At 36.9% G+C, this 18,275-nt stretch carries 15 protein-coding genes; 12 read left to right on the top strand and 3 right to left on the bottom strand.

The window, feature by feature from the left end; translation table 11 throughout:
• Positions 1 to 6 precede the first annotated feature (6 nt).
• From QP953_RS27545 to QP953_RS27495, 11 genes are all read left to right on the top strand, one after another.
• Positions 7 to 921 (top strand): hypothetical protein, encoded by a 915-nt coding sequence (locus QP953_RS27545; protein WP_309553550.1) that lies wholly within the window; start codon positions 7 to 9, stop codon positions 919 to 921.
• Between the two features lie 302 nt (positions 922 to 1,223).
• A complete protein-coding gene (locus QP953_RS27540; RefSeq protein ID WP_309553549.1) occupies positions 1,224 to 2,915 on the top strand; it encodes an FAD-dependent monooxygenase in 1,692 nt (563 codons plus the stop codon).
• The gene (locus QP953_RS27535; protein WP_052593630.1) at positions 2,915 to 3,772 is read left to right on the top strand and encodes a DUF1702 family protein; all 858 of its coding nucleotides are present in this window, start codon (positions 2,915 to 2,917) and stop codon (positions 3,770 to 3,772) included. The genes QP953_RS27540 and QP953_RS27535 overlap by 1 nt, the downstream gene beginning before the upstream one ends.
• Positions 3,773 to 3,986: 214 nt before the next feature.
• Entirely contained in the window at positions 3,987 to 5,129 is a 1,143-nt protein-coding gene (locus QP953_RS27530; RefSeq protein WP_309553548.1) for a beta-ketoacyl-ACP synthase III, read from the top strand.
• Positions 5,130 to 5,155: 26 nt separating this feature from the next.
• Positions 5,156 to 5,572, top strand: coding sequence for a hypothetical protein (locus tag QP953_RS27525; RefSeq protein ID WP_052593626.1), 417 nt, complete (start codon positions 5,156 to 5,158; stop codon positions 5,570 to 5,572).
• On the top strand, positions 5,547 to 6,566 hold the full coding sequence (locus tag QP953_RS27520; RefSeq protein WP_309553547.1) for a BtrH N-terminal domain-containing protein: 1,020 nt from the start codon (positions 5,547 to 5,549) through the stop codon (positions 6,564 to 6,566). Before QP953_RS27525 ends, QP953_RS27520 begins: the two co-directional genes overlap by 26 nt.
• Positions 6,567 to 6,572: 6 nt before the next feature.
• Positions 6,573 to 7,319: an ABC transporter ATP-binding protein gene (locus QP953_RS27515; protein WP_052593622.1), complete on the top strand. Its 747-nt coding sequence runs from the start codon at positions 6,573 to 6,575 to the stop codon at positions 7,317 to 7,319.
• Positions 7,320 to 7,425: 106 nt separating this feature from the next.
• Positions 7,426 to 8,697 (top strand): ABC transporter permease, encoded by a 1,272-nt coding sequence (locus QP953_RS27510; RefSeq protein ID WP_309553546.1) that lies wholly within the window; start codon positions 7,426 to 7,428, stop codon positions 8,695 to 8,697.
• 141 nt (positions 8,698 to 8,838) lie between these two features.
• Positions 8,839 to 9,108 (top strand): phosphopantetheine-binding protein, encoded by a 270-nt coding sequence (locus QP953_RS27505; protein WP_052593619.1) that lies wholly within the window; start codon positions 8,839 to 8,841, stop codon positions 9,106 to 9,108.
• 390 nt (positions 9,109 to 9,498) lie between these two features.
• Entirely contained in the window at positions 9,499 to 10,692 is a 1,194-nt protein-coding gene (locus QP953_RS27500; protein WP_309553545.1) for a beta-ketoacyl-[acyl-carrier-protein] synthase family protein, read from the top strand.
• 6 nt (positions 10,693 to 10,698) lie between these two features.
• Positions 10,699 to 11,754 carry a beta-ketoacyl synthase chain length factor gene (locus QP953_RS27495; RefSeq protein ID WP_309553544.1) on the top strand — a complete coding sequence of 352 codons (1,056 nt, stop codon included), beginning with the start codon at positions 10,699 to 10,701 and terminating at the stop codon, positions 11,752 to 11,754.
• A 103-nt stretch (positions 11,755 to 11,857) separates the two neighbouring features.
• Here QP953_RS27495 and QP953_RS27490 read toward each other — a convergent pair whose 3' ends face one another.
• From QP953_RS27490 to metH, 3 genes are all read right to left on the bottom strand, one after another.
• Positions 11,858 to 12,253 (bottom strand): hypothetical protein, encoded by a 396-nt coding sequence (locus QP953_RS27490; protein WP_309553543.1) that lies wholly within the window; start codon positions 12,251 to 12,253, stop codon positions 11,858 to 11,860.
• Positions 12,254 to 12,358: 105 nt separating this feature from the next.
• On the bottom strand, positions 12,359 to 12,814 hold the full coding sequence (locus QP953_RS27485) for a hypothetical protein (RefSeq protein ID WP_309553542.1): 456 nt from the start codon (positions 12,812 to 12,814) through the stop codon (positions 12,359 to 12,361).
• A 247-nt stretch (positions 12,815 to 13,061) separates the two neighbouring features.
• A complete protein-coding gene (gene metH, locus QP953_RS27480; RefSeq protein ID WP_052593609.1) occupies positions 13,062 to 16,781 on the bottom strand; it encodes a methionine synthase in 3,720 nt (1,239 codons plus the stop codon).
• Between the two features lie 295 nt (positions 16,782 to 17,076).
• On the opposite strand from metH, the gene QP953_RS27475 reads away from it, so the two are divergent.
• Positions 17,077 to 18,273, top strand: coding sequence for a toxin-antitoxin system YwqK family antitoxin (locus tag QP953_RS27475; protein WP_309553541.1), 1,197 nt, complete (start codon positions 17,077 to 17,079; stop codon positions 18,271 to 18,273).
• The last annotated feature ends 2 nt before the right edge of the window (positions 18,274 to 18,275 follow it).

The raw sequence follows: 18,275 nt of genomic DNA, 5'->3' as shown, positions 1-18,275 counted from the left end.
ATTCATATGAAACGAATTCTAGTAATAGGTTATTCTCAATCTGGACAATTGTATGAGATTGTGGGCAATTTCTTAAAGCCTTTTAAAGATGTAGAGATAGAGCAGGTGCGTATTGATACGGCAAAACCTTTTCCTTTCCCATGGACTAGCGAAGTGTTTTTTGATACAATGCCTGAATCGGTCTTGGAAGAACCCGTCGATTTAGCACCTTATACGTTGCAATTCAATCGGTACGATTTAGTCATCTTTGCTTATCAACCTTGGTATTTGTCGCCCTCGATTCCTGCTACTTCTATTTTGAAAGATCCTCAATTTTTGGCTGTCTTAAAAAATACACCTGTGGTCACTATAATTGGGGCTAGAAATATGTGGCTAAATGCACAAGAGAGTGTTGTCGAATACATAGAAGGGGCTGGAGGGAATATTGTAGGTAATGTTCCATTGATAGACAGACACCAAAATTTGATCAGTGCATTGAGTATTTTACATTGGATGTTAACTGGACGTAAGGAGCGAAAATGGGGAATTTTACCTTATCCAGGAGTTTCCGAAAAGGATATAAATGAAGTAGAAATTTTTGGCGAAAAGGTGTTTCAAGCTTTTCAAAAAAACAATTACGGTGGCTTGCAAGATGCGATTTTAGCAGAAAAAAAAATAGATATTCACCCTACCATATTATTGATCGAAATGAGGGCTAAAGGATTATTTTTGGCTTGGGCAAAGTTGATTAAACGAAAAGGAACTACTGAAAAAAAACGCTCCTTTTGGGTGAGTATGTATAAATACTATCTGTTGGTAGCCCTATTTATTGTCTCTCCAATCATTTTAACAATTTATAATGTGTTAATCCGACCATTTAGTGGCAAACGTATTCAGAAGAAAAAAGAGCATTTTTTATACTTAGGGATCAATCGTACATAAAAAACTCACTATTAGATAGGAATCATATTTGGGAAATGAAAAATTACTAAATTCATATCAATAGTATTCAAAAGAACCTTGGTAGCAGTGAACCGAATTACGAGTAGTTTGTATATTAATGGAACTATTTGTTCGCAAGTGCAAGAGTAATAATATAAATGAGTTGAAGCAATAGAGTTGTTCGCTAATTATTCAATAACCTCATGATAATTCGAAGAGACCTTCAATGCTTGTTTGTATTGTTTTACAAGTTGCGAATAAATGCTTCAAATACCCTATCAATAATCTAAAAACCAACAAGCATGAATAACCAATATGATGTTGTAATATTAGGAGGAGGATTGGCTGGTTTAACATTGGCCTTGCAGTTAAAGCAAGAAGAACCTCAGATTCGTATAGCTGTGCTTGAGATGCGAAAAAAGGAAGCCCCTAATTCGGCTCATAAAGTGGGAGAGTCTACGGTAGAACTAGGTACCTATTACTTAAGAGAAGTGTTAGGACTGAAGGATTATTTAGACGAATACCAATTGCCAAAGATTGGGTTGAGGTTTTATTTTTCCCCACAAATCAAAGAACAAATTGACCAACGTGTAGAGTTAGGAGCTAAAGGTACGTTACCAGTACCTAGCCACCAAATTGATCGAGGTATTTTTGAAAATGAACTCACCAAACGTCTACTAAATATGGGGGTAGATGTAATCTTGGGAGCAAGAATCAAAGCCGTAGATTTGAACGAAATAGAAGGACATACAGTAACCTATTCCAAAGAAGGTCAAAATTACGAAGTGACTGGTCGATGGGTCTCTGATGCTACAGGGAGAGTTGGTTTATTGAAACGAAAACTAGGTTTTGAAAAACCGTTAGAGCATAACATCAATGCTGTTTGGTTTCGAGTAAAAGGAGAAGTTGATGTAAATGATTGGTCTAATAATGAGCAATGGGCAAATAAATTGCCAAAAGGTTTGAGGCGTTTGGGGACGATTCATTTTATGGGAACTGGCTATTGGGTTTGGTTAATTCCATTGGTATCTGGTAATACAAGTGTGGGAATTGTTGCCGATCCTAGATTTCATGATTTCTCAGAATTTAATAAGTTGGATAAGGCAATGGAGTGGTTACAGAAAAATGAACCACTGTGTGCTCAAAAATTGGAATCGTACCGAGAAGATGTAATTGATTTTAGAATATTGAAGCATTACTCGCATCATTCAGGACGTTTCTACTCTACAGAAAAATGGGGAGTGGTAGGAGAAGCAGGGGCATTCTTAGATCCATTTTATTCTCCTGGAACGGATTTTATTTCTATTGGAAATACTTGGATGTCGGATTTGATTTTAAGAGATTATCGAGGGGAGGATGTTGCTTCTCGATCTATTATTTACGAACGTGTGCATGCCGCATTTTTTGATAGTTGGGTGCCTATTTATAATCAACAATATGAGTTGTTTGGCAATACGCAAGTAATGGTCAGTAAAGTATTGTGGGACTGGGGAGTATATTGGGGAATCCCAACACTCTTGTTTACAAATAAAGGTTATATCAACTTGGAAGTACTACGAGCTTTGTTTACGAGTCGAAATTCCTTGGGGACTCGTTTAGGGAAATTAAATAGTCAACTTCAGCAGTTTTTTAGACAATGGGCGGTGTGTAGCAACGAACCTTACATCAATTTTTTTATTGATTTCTTTGATATTCCATTCTTGAAAAAAATGCACCTAGATTTAGAAATACAGCATTCTGTAGAAGGCTTGATTGCGCAGTGCAAAGAGAATTTAGAAATTCTAGAGCAAATGGCAGCAGAAATCTATCGAAGAGTATTGGCAGAGCAGAAAGGCACGCCTCAAAATATGAAAATTAATCCTTATAAGGCTTCTTTGGAATTGTCAAAAGAAGAATTGCTGGCGCAAGCAGAAGAAAAGGGGGCTATAGATACAGCAGCTTACATTGCCAAAGATTTAGAAATGATGTGGTTGAAAGAAAAATTAGCAGTTTGATGAATGCAGAAAATAGGGTTGCTGAAAAAATGCAAATCTTACAGGAGCTTTTTCAATCAACAAAAGCTTTTGTTGAGCAAACAACGGATTTGTCAGATGTGATCAAATTCCTTACTCAGCACAAAAACTCAGAATTTGTTTCCATAGCTTACGAGGCGGTAGCAATGGTTCTGGCATTAAACGATTTAGAGCAAGGAAAAACGCTGGATACTTGGCAAGTTTTTTTAGAAAAATATGCACAAGAGCATGCAGTTCAAGTGCACATTGGTTTAGGTTGGGCTTGTGGACAGCAGCGTTTGAATCCCTCTCTTTGGATTAATATGACTACACCTTTACTGGGATGGCGAATTTGGGATGGCTATGGGTACTATGATGGTTTTTTTAGAAAACGAAAAGTATTACAAGAAGCCTATCCCCCTAATATTTTAGAAGAAGAACTACAAGTATATTGGCAAGGAGCTGGGCGCAGCTTTTGGTATACATGCAAAGGAAATAGAGAAAAACTACAAAAAATAAGTTCAAAAATTCCTCTTAATTATCAAGCTAGTTTTTGGCGAGGAATAGGTATTGCGTCAGCTTATGTCGGTGGTCTTCGGAGCGAAGATTGTCAGCAATTATGGCAATTGGCAGCTACTTATCAAGCCCAATTAAAAGCAGGTGCAGCTTTGGCTATCAAATCTAGGGTAGCTGCTAATACAGTAGTTGAAGATACAGAAATATTGGCGCGAGAATGGTTCAATTTACCTATTTTAAAAATAATAGACTTACTGAACAACAATGCAATAGATTCAACTGTTGCGAATGCAGCGTGGTACCATACTTGGATTATGCAGTTAGATGAAGTGTTCAAATCTTGAGCTGAATACTCCCCATTTTTTGTTAAAAAATTTTATAAAATTAATAATAATTATTCAGGTTGAAAGTACGCATTTTTTCAATCCTTATTTTTGATTGTTTCTGTAATAAAAAGTTGTATAAAGGAAAAAAATAGTACTTTTACACACTAATATCAAGAAAATGTGATCTAAACAACTTTAGATTATAGAAACTAAGGCTTATTTTAGAAGACAGATGAAAGAAGTATATATCAATAAAGCAGCAGTTTTTTTGCCTAATAAAGTGGTAGAAAATAATGAAATGGAAGAATATTTAGGTTATGTAAATGGAAAACCATCTCGCTCTAAAGCTATTGTATTACGAAGAAATGGCATAAAAAAACGGTATTATGCTTTGAAGAAAGGAGGAAAGAGTACGCATACCAATGCTGAAATGACCGCCTTGGCTGTGAAAAACCTCTTTAACAATGACGAAGCAGCGTTAAAAACAATTGATTTGCTTTGTTGTGGTACTTCTACTCCCGATCAAACAATGCCTTCACATGGTGTCATGGTACACGGTTACCTACCAGAAACTAGAAATATCGAAGTTGTTTCTCCTTCAGGTGTGTGTTGCTCTGGAATGCATGCGTTAAAATATGCTTATATGTCTATCAAGATAGGCGATAAAAAACGAGCGATATCAACTGGTTCAGAGCGTATTGCCTCTATGATGACAAGAGATAAATTTGATGAAGAAATCTTATTTGCTGAAAAAATAGAGGAAAACCCTTACCTCGCTTTTTCAAAGGACTTTCTCCGTTGGATGCTTTCCGATGGTGCTGGAGCTTTTCTAGTAGAGTCTGAGAAAAACAAAAGCGGTCTTTCTTTAAGAGTAGATTGGATAGAAGGCTGCTCTTATGCAAACGAAGTAGAAGCGTGTATGTATGCAGCGGCAGACAAGAATGATTCGGGAGAGTTGATTTCGTACAAGGATTATGATGCCAAAGGATTGATCAATGCTTCTGTTATGAGTATTAAGCAAGATGTTAAGTTGCTTAGTAAGAATATCTTGCGACTTGGTTTTGATCATCTACAAAGAATTCTAAAAGAAAAGAATAAAAATGTAGATGAGTTATCTTATTTCCTCCCACACATTTCTAGCTTCTTTTTCGAAAAACCCATCGAGGAAATTTTGAAAGAAAATGGAATGGAAATTCCCAAAGAAAAATGGTTTACCAATCTAGCAACCAAAGGGAATGTTGGGGCAGGTTCTATCTATTTGATGGTAGAAGAATTGATGAATAGTGGAACATTAAAAAAAGGTGATCAGATATTATTGGCTGTTCCTGAAAGCGCTCGTTTTTCCTATGTGTTTACATGGTTAACGGTTTGCTAGGTTATTATTAATGGAGACCTTTAGCTATGAAAAAAGAAGATTTACCTCAAGACGAAAGTAGTTTAAAGAACTTTACTCGTGAAGTTCACTATGTCAAAAACAAAGATGGATCCTATGAACAGGCACTTAGTACTGGGTGGCAAGTTAAAGCGGATGCACTAGATGGTGCATGGGAAGAAGTAGACCGGAGGGTTGCATTAGCTTTAGAGGCCTTTCGAACTGGAACCGCAAGCCCTATTCTTTATTATATGGAAAAGAATTTGATGGATTTGCCTACGTTGGCGGGGTACACTGGGTTTTGGTCTTTTTGTATCAAAAGACATCTAAAACCAAAGTCATTTCGGCGCTTGAATGACAAGAAATTAAGTAGATATGCTAAGGCATTTAGAATTACTATAGACGAATTGAAAAATTTTGATGGAAACGATAACAAAGGACTTTAACCACATACAAACTGCCCATTGTGAAAATGGCGTAGCAACAAGCTTGTTACGGTATCATGGTTTGGATTTTATGTCTGAACCACTTGTATTTGGTTTAGGGGTCGGACTGTTTTATATCCATATTCCATTTATGAAAATAAATCATGGTCCAGCCATCTCTTTTCGTACGATGCCAGGAGAAATTTTTAAACGAGCTAGCCGTTCATTAGGAATAAAAATAGCTCGCAAAAAGTTTAGAAACCCTGTAACAGCACAAACTTTTTTAGATCAAAAAATAACGGAAGGTACTCCCATTGGTTGCCAAGTTGGGGTTTTTCATTTAACCTATTTCCCAAGAGAATACAGGTTTCATTTTAATGCACACAACCTAATTGTCTATGGAAAAGAGGAGGGGCGTTATTTAATTAGTGACCCAGTTATGGAAACGGTAACTAGTTTATCGCCAGCAGAATTAGAGGACGTCCGATTTGCTAGAGGACCTCTAGCACCTAGGGGACATGTCTATTTTCCTGTTAATGTTCCTACAATTACAGATGCACAATTAAGAAAAGCAATTCAAATAGCTTTGAGAAAAAATGCTTGGTGGATGACACAAGTACGAGTACCTTTTATAGGAAGTACAGGGTTTAATTATACCGCCAAACAGATCCGAAAGTGGAGGAATAAGTTAGGAGCAAAGCAAGCTGGTCTCAACCTTGGACAAATTGTTCGAATGCAGGAGGAAATTGGTACAGGTGGTGGCGGTTTTCGATTTATTTACGCTGCATTTTTAGAACAAGCGGCAGAACGATTACAAGACGATCGTTTGAGCCGACTTTCGGAACAAATCACTAGGTCTGGAGATTTGTTGCGTGCTTCAGCAGTTCGTATGGCTGCAATTTACAAAGGCAGAAATACAGAGCAACAACACTTTGAGGAGGTAGCAGATGGTTTTGATGAGATTGGTGCTTTGGAAAAAGCGACTTTCTTAGAATTATATAAAATGAAATTTTAGAGTACGATGAGTTTTAATTGTATTCAAATAGAGGAAGTTAGCAAACGCTATAAAGGAGCTGCAAAAGATAGCTTAAAGAAAGTTAGTTTGACAATTCAAACAGGAGATGTCTATGGGATTTTAGGTCCTAATGGAGCGGGAAAAACAACCCTCATTTCTATTTTGTGTGGCATCATAGAAGCATCTGGTGGGCACGTATTATACCGAGATAATAACGAAGAGGTGAATTTTCAGGGGATTCAGCCTAAAATTGGCTTTGTCCCTCAAGAGTATGCGTTGTATCAGGAATTGACGCCAGTGCAGAATTTAGAATATTTTGGAGCATTGTATAATTTATCAAAAGAAAAAATAGCTGCTCGAACAACAGAAATATTAGATGTCTTGGGATTGTCTCGTGTGGCACATCAACGAGTCGAAACATTTTCTGGCGGTATGAAGCGTAGGGTTAATTTGGCGATAGGAATTATTCATGAACCTTCTATCTTGTTCTTGGACGAACCTACAGTAGGCGTGGATGTACAAAGTAAGGTAGCCATTTTAAAGTTTCTCAACCATTTAAATGCAATGGGAACGACGATTATTTATACTTCTCATCATTTATCAGAGGCACAAGATTTTTGCAACCGAATTGCATTGATAGATCAGGGCGAAATTATCATGAAAGGTGAAATGGAGACATTATTATCTACTCATGCTGCAAAAGATTTAAAATCATTATTTATCCAATTTACAGGAGAAGAATACAGGGACTAATAAAAGGGCTGCTTGGAATAAAAATGTATAAGTAATAACCTTAAAAATGTAAAATCACATCTAATGAAACGGTGATTTTAGCGGATTATTGAAATAAAAAAGAGAAATGTTTAAGCTTTGGGTAGCCATAAAAAAAGAGTTTCAAATCCTTATGTATGATAAGGCAGGTCTAGCAGTGATGTTTGGAATGCCTTTTTTATTGGTGTATGTTATAACTATTATTCAAGATTCTGCGTTTAAGATTGTTAATGAAAATAAAATTTCTATCTTAATTGTCAACAAAGATAAAGGAGCAGAAGGGCAAAAGCTAGTTGATCTTATGAAGGTTTCTGGCTTGTTTGATCTATCCCAAAAAGATTCTGTACAGAATATAAAACAGGTGATGGATCAAGAGGATTATCTAACGGGTTTAGTAATTGCGAGTAATTTTACAGAAAAGATAACCGATAAAGCAAACTTAGTGAGTTCTACAATGATGAATGAATTAGGTTTGGGAGAACCCAATGACTTGCCCAAAAAAATCAAACTGCCTGCCCTCGATTTTTATCACGACCCTGTTTTGCAAGAGAATTATTGTTTTTCTATTATCAATATGGTGGATGCTTTTTTGAAGAGCATAGAGGGAGAATTATTCATCAACCAAATGTGTGAACAACTAGAGTTGACAGAGTCGCCACAACAGTTGAAAGAAGCTATGATTGAAAATCGGGTGCCTATTAATAGGATACCAGCGACAACTTCGGATAGTGATAAACTGCCAAATTCTACTCAGCATAATGTTCCTGCATGGACTATTTTTGCGATGTTTTTTATGGTGGTTTCTCTAGGAAACAATATCGTTAAAGAGCGTTTAAATGGTAGCTTTATCCGTTTGAAAACAATGCCAACAAGCTTTTCTTTAGTTTTGGGGGCAAAAATGTTATTGTATCTGGCAGCAGCCGTGGCACAAGTAACTTTAGTTTTTTCATCTGCAAAGCTAACCTTTCCTTTGTTAGGATTACCAGAGCTAACCTTGCCTTCCAATCAATTAGGTTTTGTATTTATGGTTTTGTTGAGTGGTTTGGCTGCGGTTAGTTATGCTATGCTTGTCGGAACAATGGTGCGGACTCAAGAACAGGCACATGGATTTGGCTCAATGTCGATTGTCATTTTAGCAGCAATAGGAGGAATTTGGGTGCCAAGCTTTGTAATGCCAGAATATATGCAAACAATCAGTCTAATTTCTCCATTAAATTGGTGTCTAGAAGGATTTTATATACTATTTTTGAAAGGAGGTTCTTGGGCTGCTTTACAGAATGTAGTGATCGGACTAATGATTTTCATCGCTGTTTGCTTAAGTTTTGCTTTTGTAAAGCTAAAAAAAGATAAAATTATATAAATTGGCAATGGTTCTATTTCTAGAAATAGTTGAACAAACTATATTGCCAGTTCAGTTTATAAAAGGCTCGCTTAAAAATTATTAGATAATTATTTTGCAGAGTACTTTGTAGCGAATTAAAAAAATAATAACAAGATTATCATGGAAACAACAGAGTTAAAGGAGCAATTGAAACAACAAATTATTGATTATTTGAACTTGATTGATATAGAACCAGAGGACATGGAAAACGATTCTCCTTTATTTGGACCAGACGGTGACCTAGGTTTAGACTCTATCGACTCAGTAGAATTGTTGGTATTGTTAGAGCGTGAGTATAAATTAAAAATTACAGACCCTAAGGAAGGACGAAAAGTCTTAGTTGATGTCAATAGTATGGCTCAATATATCATTGATAACGGCAAAGCCTAATGCAAATTGTACTTAATAGTAGTAGTTCGTTGATTAGTTCGCTACGCTCATGAGGGCGCAAGCTTAGTTGTTTACTTTTTTACCAAAAAGATAAAAAAGCACATTCATATTAGTTTGATAATCAAAATGTTACCACAGAATGTGTTAAAATTGTAATTTATTGATTATCAAACTAATAAAGTTTAGCTTCGCTGCTACTGCGTGGTTTCAACGAACTATTGTAATAGAATAGCTCATTGTTATTCATCAATAGTCTGTTAAAATACACTAATAACTAAAGTTGTTAGAGGCAACCCTAGTGTTTGTAAAGTGGCATCAGCAGGCGACTAATTTATAAAGCTATTCATAGAAATAGGTTTAATTCATTCCCTTCGTCAAATCAAAGAATATATGACAAGAGTTTTAATAACTGGTATTGGAGCCATTTCAGCGATAGGTAAAAATGCTGCCGAGAATAGGAGTCAATTACAAAAAGGACAAACGGGTATAGGAAAAGCTACCCTAATGGATACTCGTTATGTAGATGTTTTTCCATTTGGGGAAGTTCCTCATAGTACAGAATATTTGATGGAAATGGCGGGAATAGCCAACGAAAAAGGCATTACCCGAACAGATATTTTAGCAACAGTTGCGTTGCAAGAAGCATTGACTTGTGCAGGAATGTCCGCAGAAGAAATCTCGGCAATGGATACCGCTTTTGTTTCTGCTAGTACGGTAGGAGGCATGTCCATGACGGATGAGTTATATCGAGATGGCAATAAAATTGGAACGCCTTCTGAGTATCTGTCTTCTTATATTTGTGGGGCACATACCTTAAAATTGACCAATCGTTACCAAATGAAAGGATTGTCAACAACCTTTAATACAGCCTGTTCTTCTTCGGCAAATTCTATTATGTTTGGCGCAAAATTGATTAAATCTGGTAGAGCCAAACGCGCTATTGTTGGTGGTGCAGATGGCTTAGCAAAGTTTACGGTCAATGGATTTAATGCTTTGAGAATTTTGTCCGCGAAGCCTTGTATGCCTTTTGATCGAGATCGTTCGGGGTTGACTTTGGGCGAAGGGGCTGCCTTTTTAATCTTAGAAGCAGAGGAGTTAGTTGGCGACAAAAAAGTATATGGAGAAGTAACAGGGTATGGGAATACCAACGATGCTTTTCATCCTTCTTCTATTTCTGACGATGCTGTAGGGATTATTGGTTCGATTTCGCAAGCTATTGAAACTGCTCAACTGCAACCACATCAAATTGACTATATCAATGCTCATGGAACTGGAACCGAAAATAATGATATTTCTGAAATGTTTGGCTTGAGTTCGGTTTTTGGAGATATTCCTCCTTATCAATCTACCAAGCCTTATACGGGGCATACCTTGGCAGCAGCAGGGAGTATTGAAGCTGTATTCGGTCTTTTATCTATGGAATATAGCGAATTATACCCCAGCCTCAATTGTGTTCATCCGATAGAAGAATATGAGGCTCGCCCCATCACAACTTATCAACGTGATTATGAAATAAAGCATTTATTGTCCAATTCCTTTGGTTTTGGTGGTAATTGCTCATCTATTATTCTTTCAAAAGCCTAGAGTTTTATGTATATCGTTGACATGTCTTGTATCTCTGCTCAGGATACTTATAATAATGCTATTTTTGAAGAAGGGGTAAAAGTACACACCGAGCCTCAATATTGGGCAATAGAACCAAAGTATAAAAAAATGGTTCCTCTCAATTTGTTGCGTAGAATGAGCAAATCTGTCCGAATGGGAGTAGGGACTGGAATTCCTTTGATTGATCGTTTTAAAGATAGTTTGGATGGAATTATTATTGGTTCAGCCAATGGTTCTATCAAAAAGTCTATTAGCTTTTTAAATCAAATAGTAGAATATGATGAAGGTACTTTAACACCGACTGATTTTATTCAATCTACCTCTAACTCCATTGCAGGTACATTGGCTTTGATGGGAAAAGTAACAGGATACAATAATACGCATGTTAACAATGGAATTGCCTTTGAATGTGCGATACTGGATGCCTTGCTGTTGTTTGAAGAAAATGCTGCACAACGATTGTTATTGGGGGGCGTAGAAGAAATCTCTCAAGCTAATTATAATGTAGATTCTTTGAGGGGAATGTTTAAAGAAGAAAAAATTGATTCTACCCAGTTGCTCGATTCTGACACACCTGGTACTGTATCAGGAGAGGGAGCTGCACTTTTTGTTGTCGATGCTAAGCCTTCAGAGTTGGCCATTGCTCAGATTGTAGATGTGGCTCAAATGATACATCCAACAACGGACGAAATATTGGCAAAGACCAACGCGTTTTTAGATCGAAACGGGCTAACTACAACAGATATTGATGCGTTGTTTCTAGGGTATAATGGAGATAATCGAACCGATTATTATTATAAAAATGTACAAGAAACTCTTTTTCCAACACAAGGGGTTTACACGTACAAAAACTTAGTAGGAGATTATTATACCGTTTCTTCTTTTGCGGTGTGGCTTGCAGCTAACTTATTTTCAGGAAGAACAATGCCACAGGAAGTAATCCAAAAAGCATCCACCAAGCCTATTGAACGAGTGTTAATTTATAACCATTATGAAGGCACACAGCATGGCTTTATTTTGATGAACAAAATAAACAGATAATAAAAAAACGAGGCTTCTTTGACTTAAAAAGAAGCCTCGTTTTTTTATTTTTATTACTAGGGCTTAACGGATGGAAAACAACCATTTCACCATAACAAATTTATTATTGACGAGTTAGGATAAAAGGAATGCTAATAATTGAAAGTGTAATTTTATCACATTCATTCTTCTCAATAGGGAATTTAGCATTCAGCGCATTGCTGCTAGAAGTGTCCGATGATGCAGCAGTAGCATATAGTGTATCATTGGCAATCGAGTACGTTTTTACATCCAAGGTATCGCTATTGAAATAGCCACCAATAATATCGTCATTAGGATCGTCAAAAGTTCCGTTTGCTTTAAATTCAACGGTACCAGTTCCACTTGTTACTGTCCACGTACCAATGATATTTTGCTCCACAGTAGGAGGAGTACATTCTTGATCTTGTGTTGCACATGCTGTCGTGAATAAAGCTACTGCTACCATCAATAGGGCTAAACTTTGTTTAAAAAGATTCATATTATTGTTTATTGTTAAAAAAATAAAGAGCATTTGTTTGTATGCTTTGTGTAAATTTCAAAAGTATAGATGCACCAATAGTGGAAAAGGTTGTTTGAACGCAAACTAATTTCTTACTTTTTGATAAAAACTATCTTGATAATTCAATCCTTTAATAGAGTCGCTATCTATTTTTGTCATCATATAATAAAGTCCACTCGCTTTTTGGTTTTTTAGAACGTCAAGAGGAGCAGTGGGAGTGAATCCGTTTTTAGCAGAATGGTATGTTTGAGGATCGTAGGCTTCTAATTTTATATGAAGCACTACTTTATCTCCGTTCATTGTCCACAAGCCATAGCGATAGTAATATTTTACGGATAAGCGACCTTGCTTGCGTGTCCACAGAAAAGAACCATCTTTTTTGAGCTGAATGTTATAGTAATAATTAGCATGATCTACTTTAGCTCGATTTCCACTAGCAATTTCTTGGTAGTAATAAGTACCTATTAAGTCCTTTTTATTTAACTGAGTCATTCCACTGGTTGATAAAAAACAAAATAAATAAACCACTACCCACTTCATAATTGATGTGATTGATATTGCGAAATTTAGTAAGCAGCACTCCAAATTTTATGCCGATTAAGACGAGAAGAATTAGAGTATTGCTATGTTTTGTTGTATTAATAATGCCTAGTAGGCTTACAGGGATGTGTTTGGTTCTACAAAAAAAAGAAGTTGCTTAAAAGTATTCTTTCTTTTAAACAACTTCAACCTTTTTTAGTTGGAGTAGCACTAGTTTGTACAAACTAAAAATTTATGGTAAAATAGACTAAATGTCATAATTTAAAACAGGCATTAACCAACGTTCTGCTTCTGCTGTATGCATTCCTTTGCGTTGGGCGTAAGCTTCCACTTGGTCTTTTTCTATATTTCCTAATCCAAAATACTTCGATTCTGGGTGAGAAAAATACCAACCACTTACCGACGCAGCAGGATACATAGCACAACTTTCGGTTAAAGTAATACCCGTTTGCGCTTCAACGTTTAGTAATTCGAACAGCGTGCGTTTTTCGGTGTGTTCAGGACAAGCGGAATAGCCAGGCGCAGGACGAATACCTACATAACGTTCTTTAATTAACTCATCATTACTCAAGCTTTCGGATTGATCATAGCCCCAATGTAGCTTTCGGACTTGCTCATGCATACATTCTGCAAAGGCTTCTGCCAAACGATCTGCCAAGGCTTTTGTCATAATCGCATTGTAATCGTCCAATGCTTCTTCAAACTTTTTGACCCATCCTTCTATATTACCCCCTGCGGTTACGGCAAATGCACCAATATAATCGTTGACATTTGTTTCTTTAGGAGCAATGTAGTCACTCAGGCAGAAATTAGCCTGTCCAGGTGCTTTTTGGCGTTGTTGACGCAAGTTGCGTAACGTATGTGCCACTTGTGAGCGAGATTCATCGGTATAAACTTCGATATCATCATCGTTGATGCTATTGGCAGGAAAGAACCCAATAACAGCAGTAGCCGTTAGCCATTTTTCGTTGATAATGCGGTCTAGAAGAACCTGTGCATCATCAAATAATTTTTGAGCTTCTGTACCAACAACATCGTCTGTTAAAATCGCAGGATATTTGCCTCGCAATTGCCAACTAGTAAAGAAAGGAGTCCAGTCGATGTATTGGCGAAGTGTGTTTAAATCAAAATTTTCAAATACCTTTGTTCCTGTAAATGTAGGAACAGGAGGCGTGTAGTTTTCCCAATCTAATTGGAGTTTATTTTCTTTGGCTTTTTTGTAGGTCAAGTATTTTTTAGCTGATTTTCGATTCCCACGGCGCAAACGAACTTCATCAAATTCCTTTCGAATTCCTTGGACGTAGGCTTCTTGCTCATTTTTATTTTCATTTAATAACGAACTAGCAACTGTAACAGAACGAGACGCATCTAAAACATGAACAGCAATATTATTAGTATACTGAGGCTCAATTTTTACAGCAGTATGTGTTTTAGAAGTCGTTGCCCCTCCAATCATCAAAGGAATGTCGAACCCTTGGCGCTGCATTTCTTTGGCAACATAGACCATTTCATCCAAAGAAGGAGTAATCAGACCACTCAAGCCAATGATGTCCACTTGTTCTTTGCGAGCTGCTTTTAAAATAGCGTCACAAGAAACCATTACACCTAAATCAACAATTTCATAATTGTTACAAGCCAAAACAATCCCAACAATATTTTTACCAATATCATGCACATCCCCCTTTACGGTTGCCATCAGAATTTTTCCTTTAGATGATCCACCTGCATCTTTCTTTTCCTCTTCAATAAAAGGTGTCAAATAAGCTACCGCTTGTTTCATAACACGGGCTGACTTGACTACTTGTGGCAAAAACATTTTTCCTGCTCCAAATAAATCCCCAACAACATCCATTCCCGCCATTAAAGGTTCTTCAATAACTCGGAGTGGGCTAACATACTTGGCATGAGCTTCTTTGGTATCTTCTACGATATAATCTGTAATACCTTTTACTAAAGAGTGCGACAAACGTTCTTCGACAGTTCCTTCACGCCAAGATAAATCCACCGTACGTTTTTTACCTTGCCCCTTTACCTTCTCCGCATATTCCATTAGGCGGTCGGTTGCTTCAGGATTTCTATTGAACAGCAAATCCTCTACTAAGACCAATAATTCTTGAGGAATATCTTCATAAACCTCCATCATTCCTGCATTGACAATCCCCATATCCATTCCTGCTTTTACGGCATGGTATAAGAAAACAGAGTGAATCGCTTCTCGAATGACATTATTACCACGGAAGGAGAACGAAATATTACTAACACCACCACTAATCTTTACATTAGGCATTAAACGCTTAATTTCACGGCAAGCATCGATGAAGTAAATCCCATAATTGGCGTGTTCGTCAATTCCTGTCCCAATAGCAAAGATATTAGGATCAAAGATGATGTCTTGTGGACGAACGCCAACTTGTTCGGTTAATATTTTGTAAGCACGATGACAAATTTCTACCTTTCTTTCGGTTGTATCTGCTTGTCCTTCTGTATCAAAAGCCATTACAATCATTGCTGCACCATAGCGTTTGCATAGTTTTGCATGCTTAATAAATGCTTCTTCTCCCTCTTTGAGAGAGATAGAGTTGACAATGGATTTTCCTTGTACGCATTTTAATCCAGCTTCGATTACTTCCCATTTAGAAGAATCAATCATAATAGGAAGCTTAGAAATATCAGGCTCAGCCGCAATTAGATTCAAGAAGTTAATCATGGCTTGTTTAGAGTCCAAAAGCCCTTCATCCATATTAACGTCAATAACTTGTGCCCCTCCTTCTACCTGTTGACGAGCAACAGAAAGAGCTTCCTCGTAGTTGCCATTTTTAATCAAACGAGCAAACTTACGAGAACCAGTGACATTAGTACGTTCTCCAACATTGATGAAGTTTAGGTTTTCTCGAACAATCAACGGTTCTAAACCACTGTATTGAGTATATTTAGACGGTTCATTTTTTTTGCGAGTAGGGAGACCCTGCACGGCTTCAGCCATACATTGAATATGTTCTGGAGATGTTCCACAGCAACCTCCAATAATGTTGACAAAACCACTGGAAGCAAAATCCTTGATGTAGCCACTCATCTCTATACCGTCTTGATCGTATTCTCCAAACTCATTGGGCAATCCTGCATTGGGATAGGCACTAACATAACAATCGGCAATATTAGATAATGCTTCTACGTGTGGACGCATTTCAGTAGCACCAAGCGCACAGTTTAGCCCAACGCTAAATAAATTGGCATGGCTTACCGAAATCCAAAAGGCTTCTACTGTTTGCCCAGAGAGCGTTCGACCACTAGCATCTGTTATGGTTCCAGATACCATAATGGGGTATTGAATGCCTACATCTTCACAGTACTTGTCAATAGCAAAGAGTGCTGCTTTACAATTTAAGGTATCAAAAATTGTTTCTACTAAAAATAAATCTGCTCCTCCATCGGCTAGACCTCTTACTTGCAAATAATAAGCTTCTACCAAATCGTCAAACGTAACGGCTCTATATCCTGGGTCGTTCACATCAGGAGACATAGAAGCTGTTTTGCTAGTAGGACCAATGGCACCTGCTACAAAACGAGGTCTATCAGGATTCAGTTGATTGTAATATTCAGTAGCACGTTTGGCACATTGAGCAGAAGCAACATTCATCTCATAGGCTAATTCTGCCAAATCATAGTCTTCTTGCGAAATGGCATTGGCATTAAAGGTATTGGTTTCAATAATATCTGCACCTGCCTTTAAGTATGCCTTGTGAATGTTTTCGATAACATCAGGTCTCGTTATAGACAATAAGTCATTATTACCTTTAAGATCTTGATGAAAATCTTCAAATCGCTTGCCTCGATAGTCTTTTTCCGTCAAGTTGTACTCTTGAATCATAGTACCCATTGCACCATCAATGACCATGATGCGTTGCTCTACAATTTTATGAAGACGCTCGAGTGTGTTAACAGTTGGAACTGTTGTTGTGTTAATCATTCAATCTACAGTTTAAAGTACATGTTATTAACCTTATGGTCAAATAAAACCATTTGACCATAGGGTTAACGAATTGGTTTCCAATAGAAATTTCTGTTTTAGTCCTTTTTAGTACAAAAAAAGTTTTTTCGTGTTAAAACATGCTCATGAGATTTCAATTTGGAAATGTAAAGGTAATCAAAAGCAACTAAAGTATCAATTCTCTATTGTTATGGATTGCTTATTTAGTGTAACTTTTTAAAAAAATTACCTTATTTTAATAGAACTACCTGTTTACCAATTTAAAAGTTTCATAATGGACACCTATAAATCAATTCGTTTAGTATTCTTGTTGATGGTTGTATTTGTCTTGCAATCGTTTGAAGTTGCTGCATTTTATACAACAGAACTAGACGAGCCTACCCATTCGGTTCCTTTTTATATAGGAGTAGTCCTGTTGATATTTCACTTACCTTTTGCGTTGGCTTCTTTTTTCTTTGCTGTTAATGGGCATACGTATGGAATTAGGAAGCATGCAGATTTCAAAACAGGGGCTGCTATATTGTGGACAATCAATAGCTTGTTTTTTGCAGGACTAATTTATATAAGAACTTATATATATCCTGGTGCTGTACTTTGGGGAGTGCCTACTTTGTGTTTTATCATTGGCAGTTTACGTTGGAGACTACCAATTTTTAGTTGGCTGTTATCAACATTCTATGTAATAACCGTTATTTTATTGGTGCTAGGGGGAACCCAAAATCAATATGGATTTGGTCCCAAAGATGGTGTCCACAAAACTTATTATGATACCGATAAAAAGCAAATTCAATCCATTCAGGTCTATGATTTTGGTCGGTTGGATGGTATTTCTAAGGAATATTATAAAAATGGACAGCTGAGAATAGCACGTCATTATCACCTAGATACGCTGGATGGTGCCGTTCGAGAATACTATGAAAATGGGCAACTGAAGGTGGTCTATTCTAATTATAAGAACAAGATGCACGGATGGTATCAGTATTATTTTGAAAATGGACAATTAGCTATGAAGCAATCGTTTAAGCACGGTATTCTACATGGAGTTTTACAAACATATTATCCAACTGGAGCCCTCAATAGCGAATTTGTGTACAACGAAGGTATTAAGAATGGTCGCTGTGCGGTTTATTATGAGCAGGGGCAACTTAAAAATACTTGCCAATATAAGCAGGGGGTAGGTAACTATTTTTCTTATTATGAAAATGGACAACTGAAAATAAAAGGAATGCTAAACTTAGATCGTAGGGTAGGGAAATGGGAATCCTATCATTCCAATGGCGAACTAGAAAGTGTTGGGAATTATATACTCGTAGATCCTAAACGTTCTGCAAAAGATGATTTATGGAAGCATTATTACTCCAATGGACAATTAAAATTAGTTGGTCGTTATAAAAAAGGAGTCCGAGAAGGGAAGTGGTTTAAGTATTTTGATACTGGTGAACAAAGTGATGCCAGAGATTATAGCTTGTAAAA

The organism is Aureispira sp. CCB-E (assembly GCF_031326345.1).
Lineage (GTDB): Bacteria > Bacteroidota > Bacteroidia > Chitinophagales > Saprospiraceae > Aureispira.
Note: the sequence above shows the minus strand (reverse complement) of the source record. Positions and strands in the feature narration are given on the sequence as shown.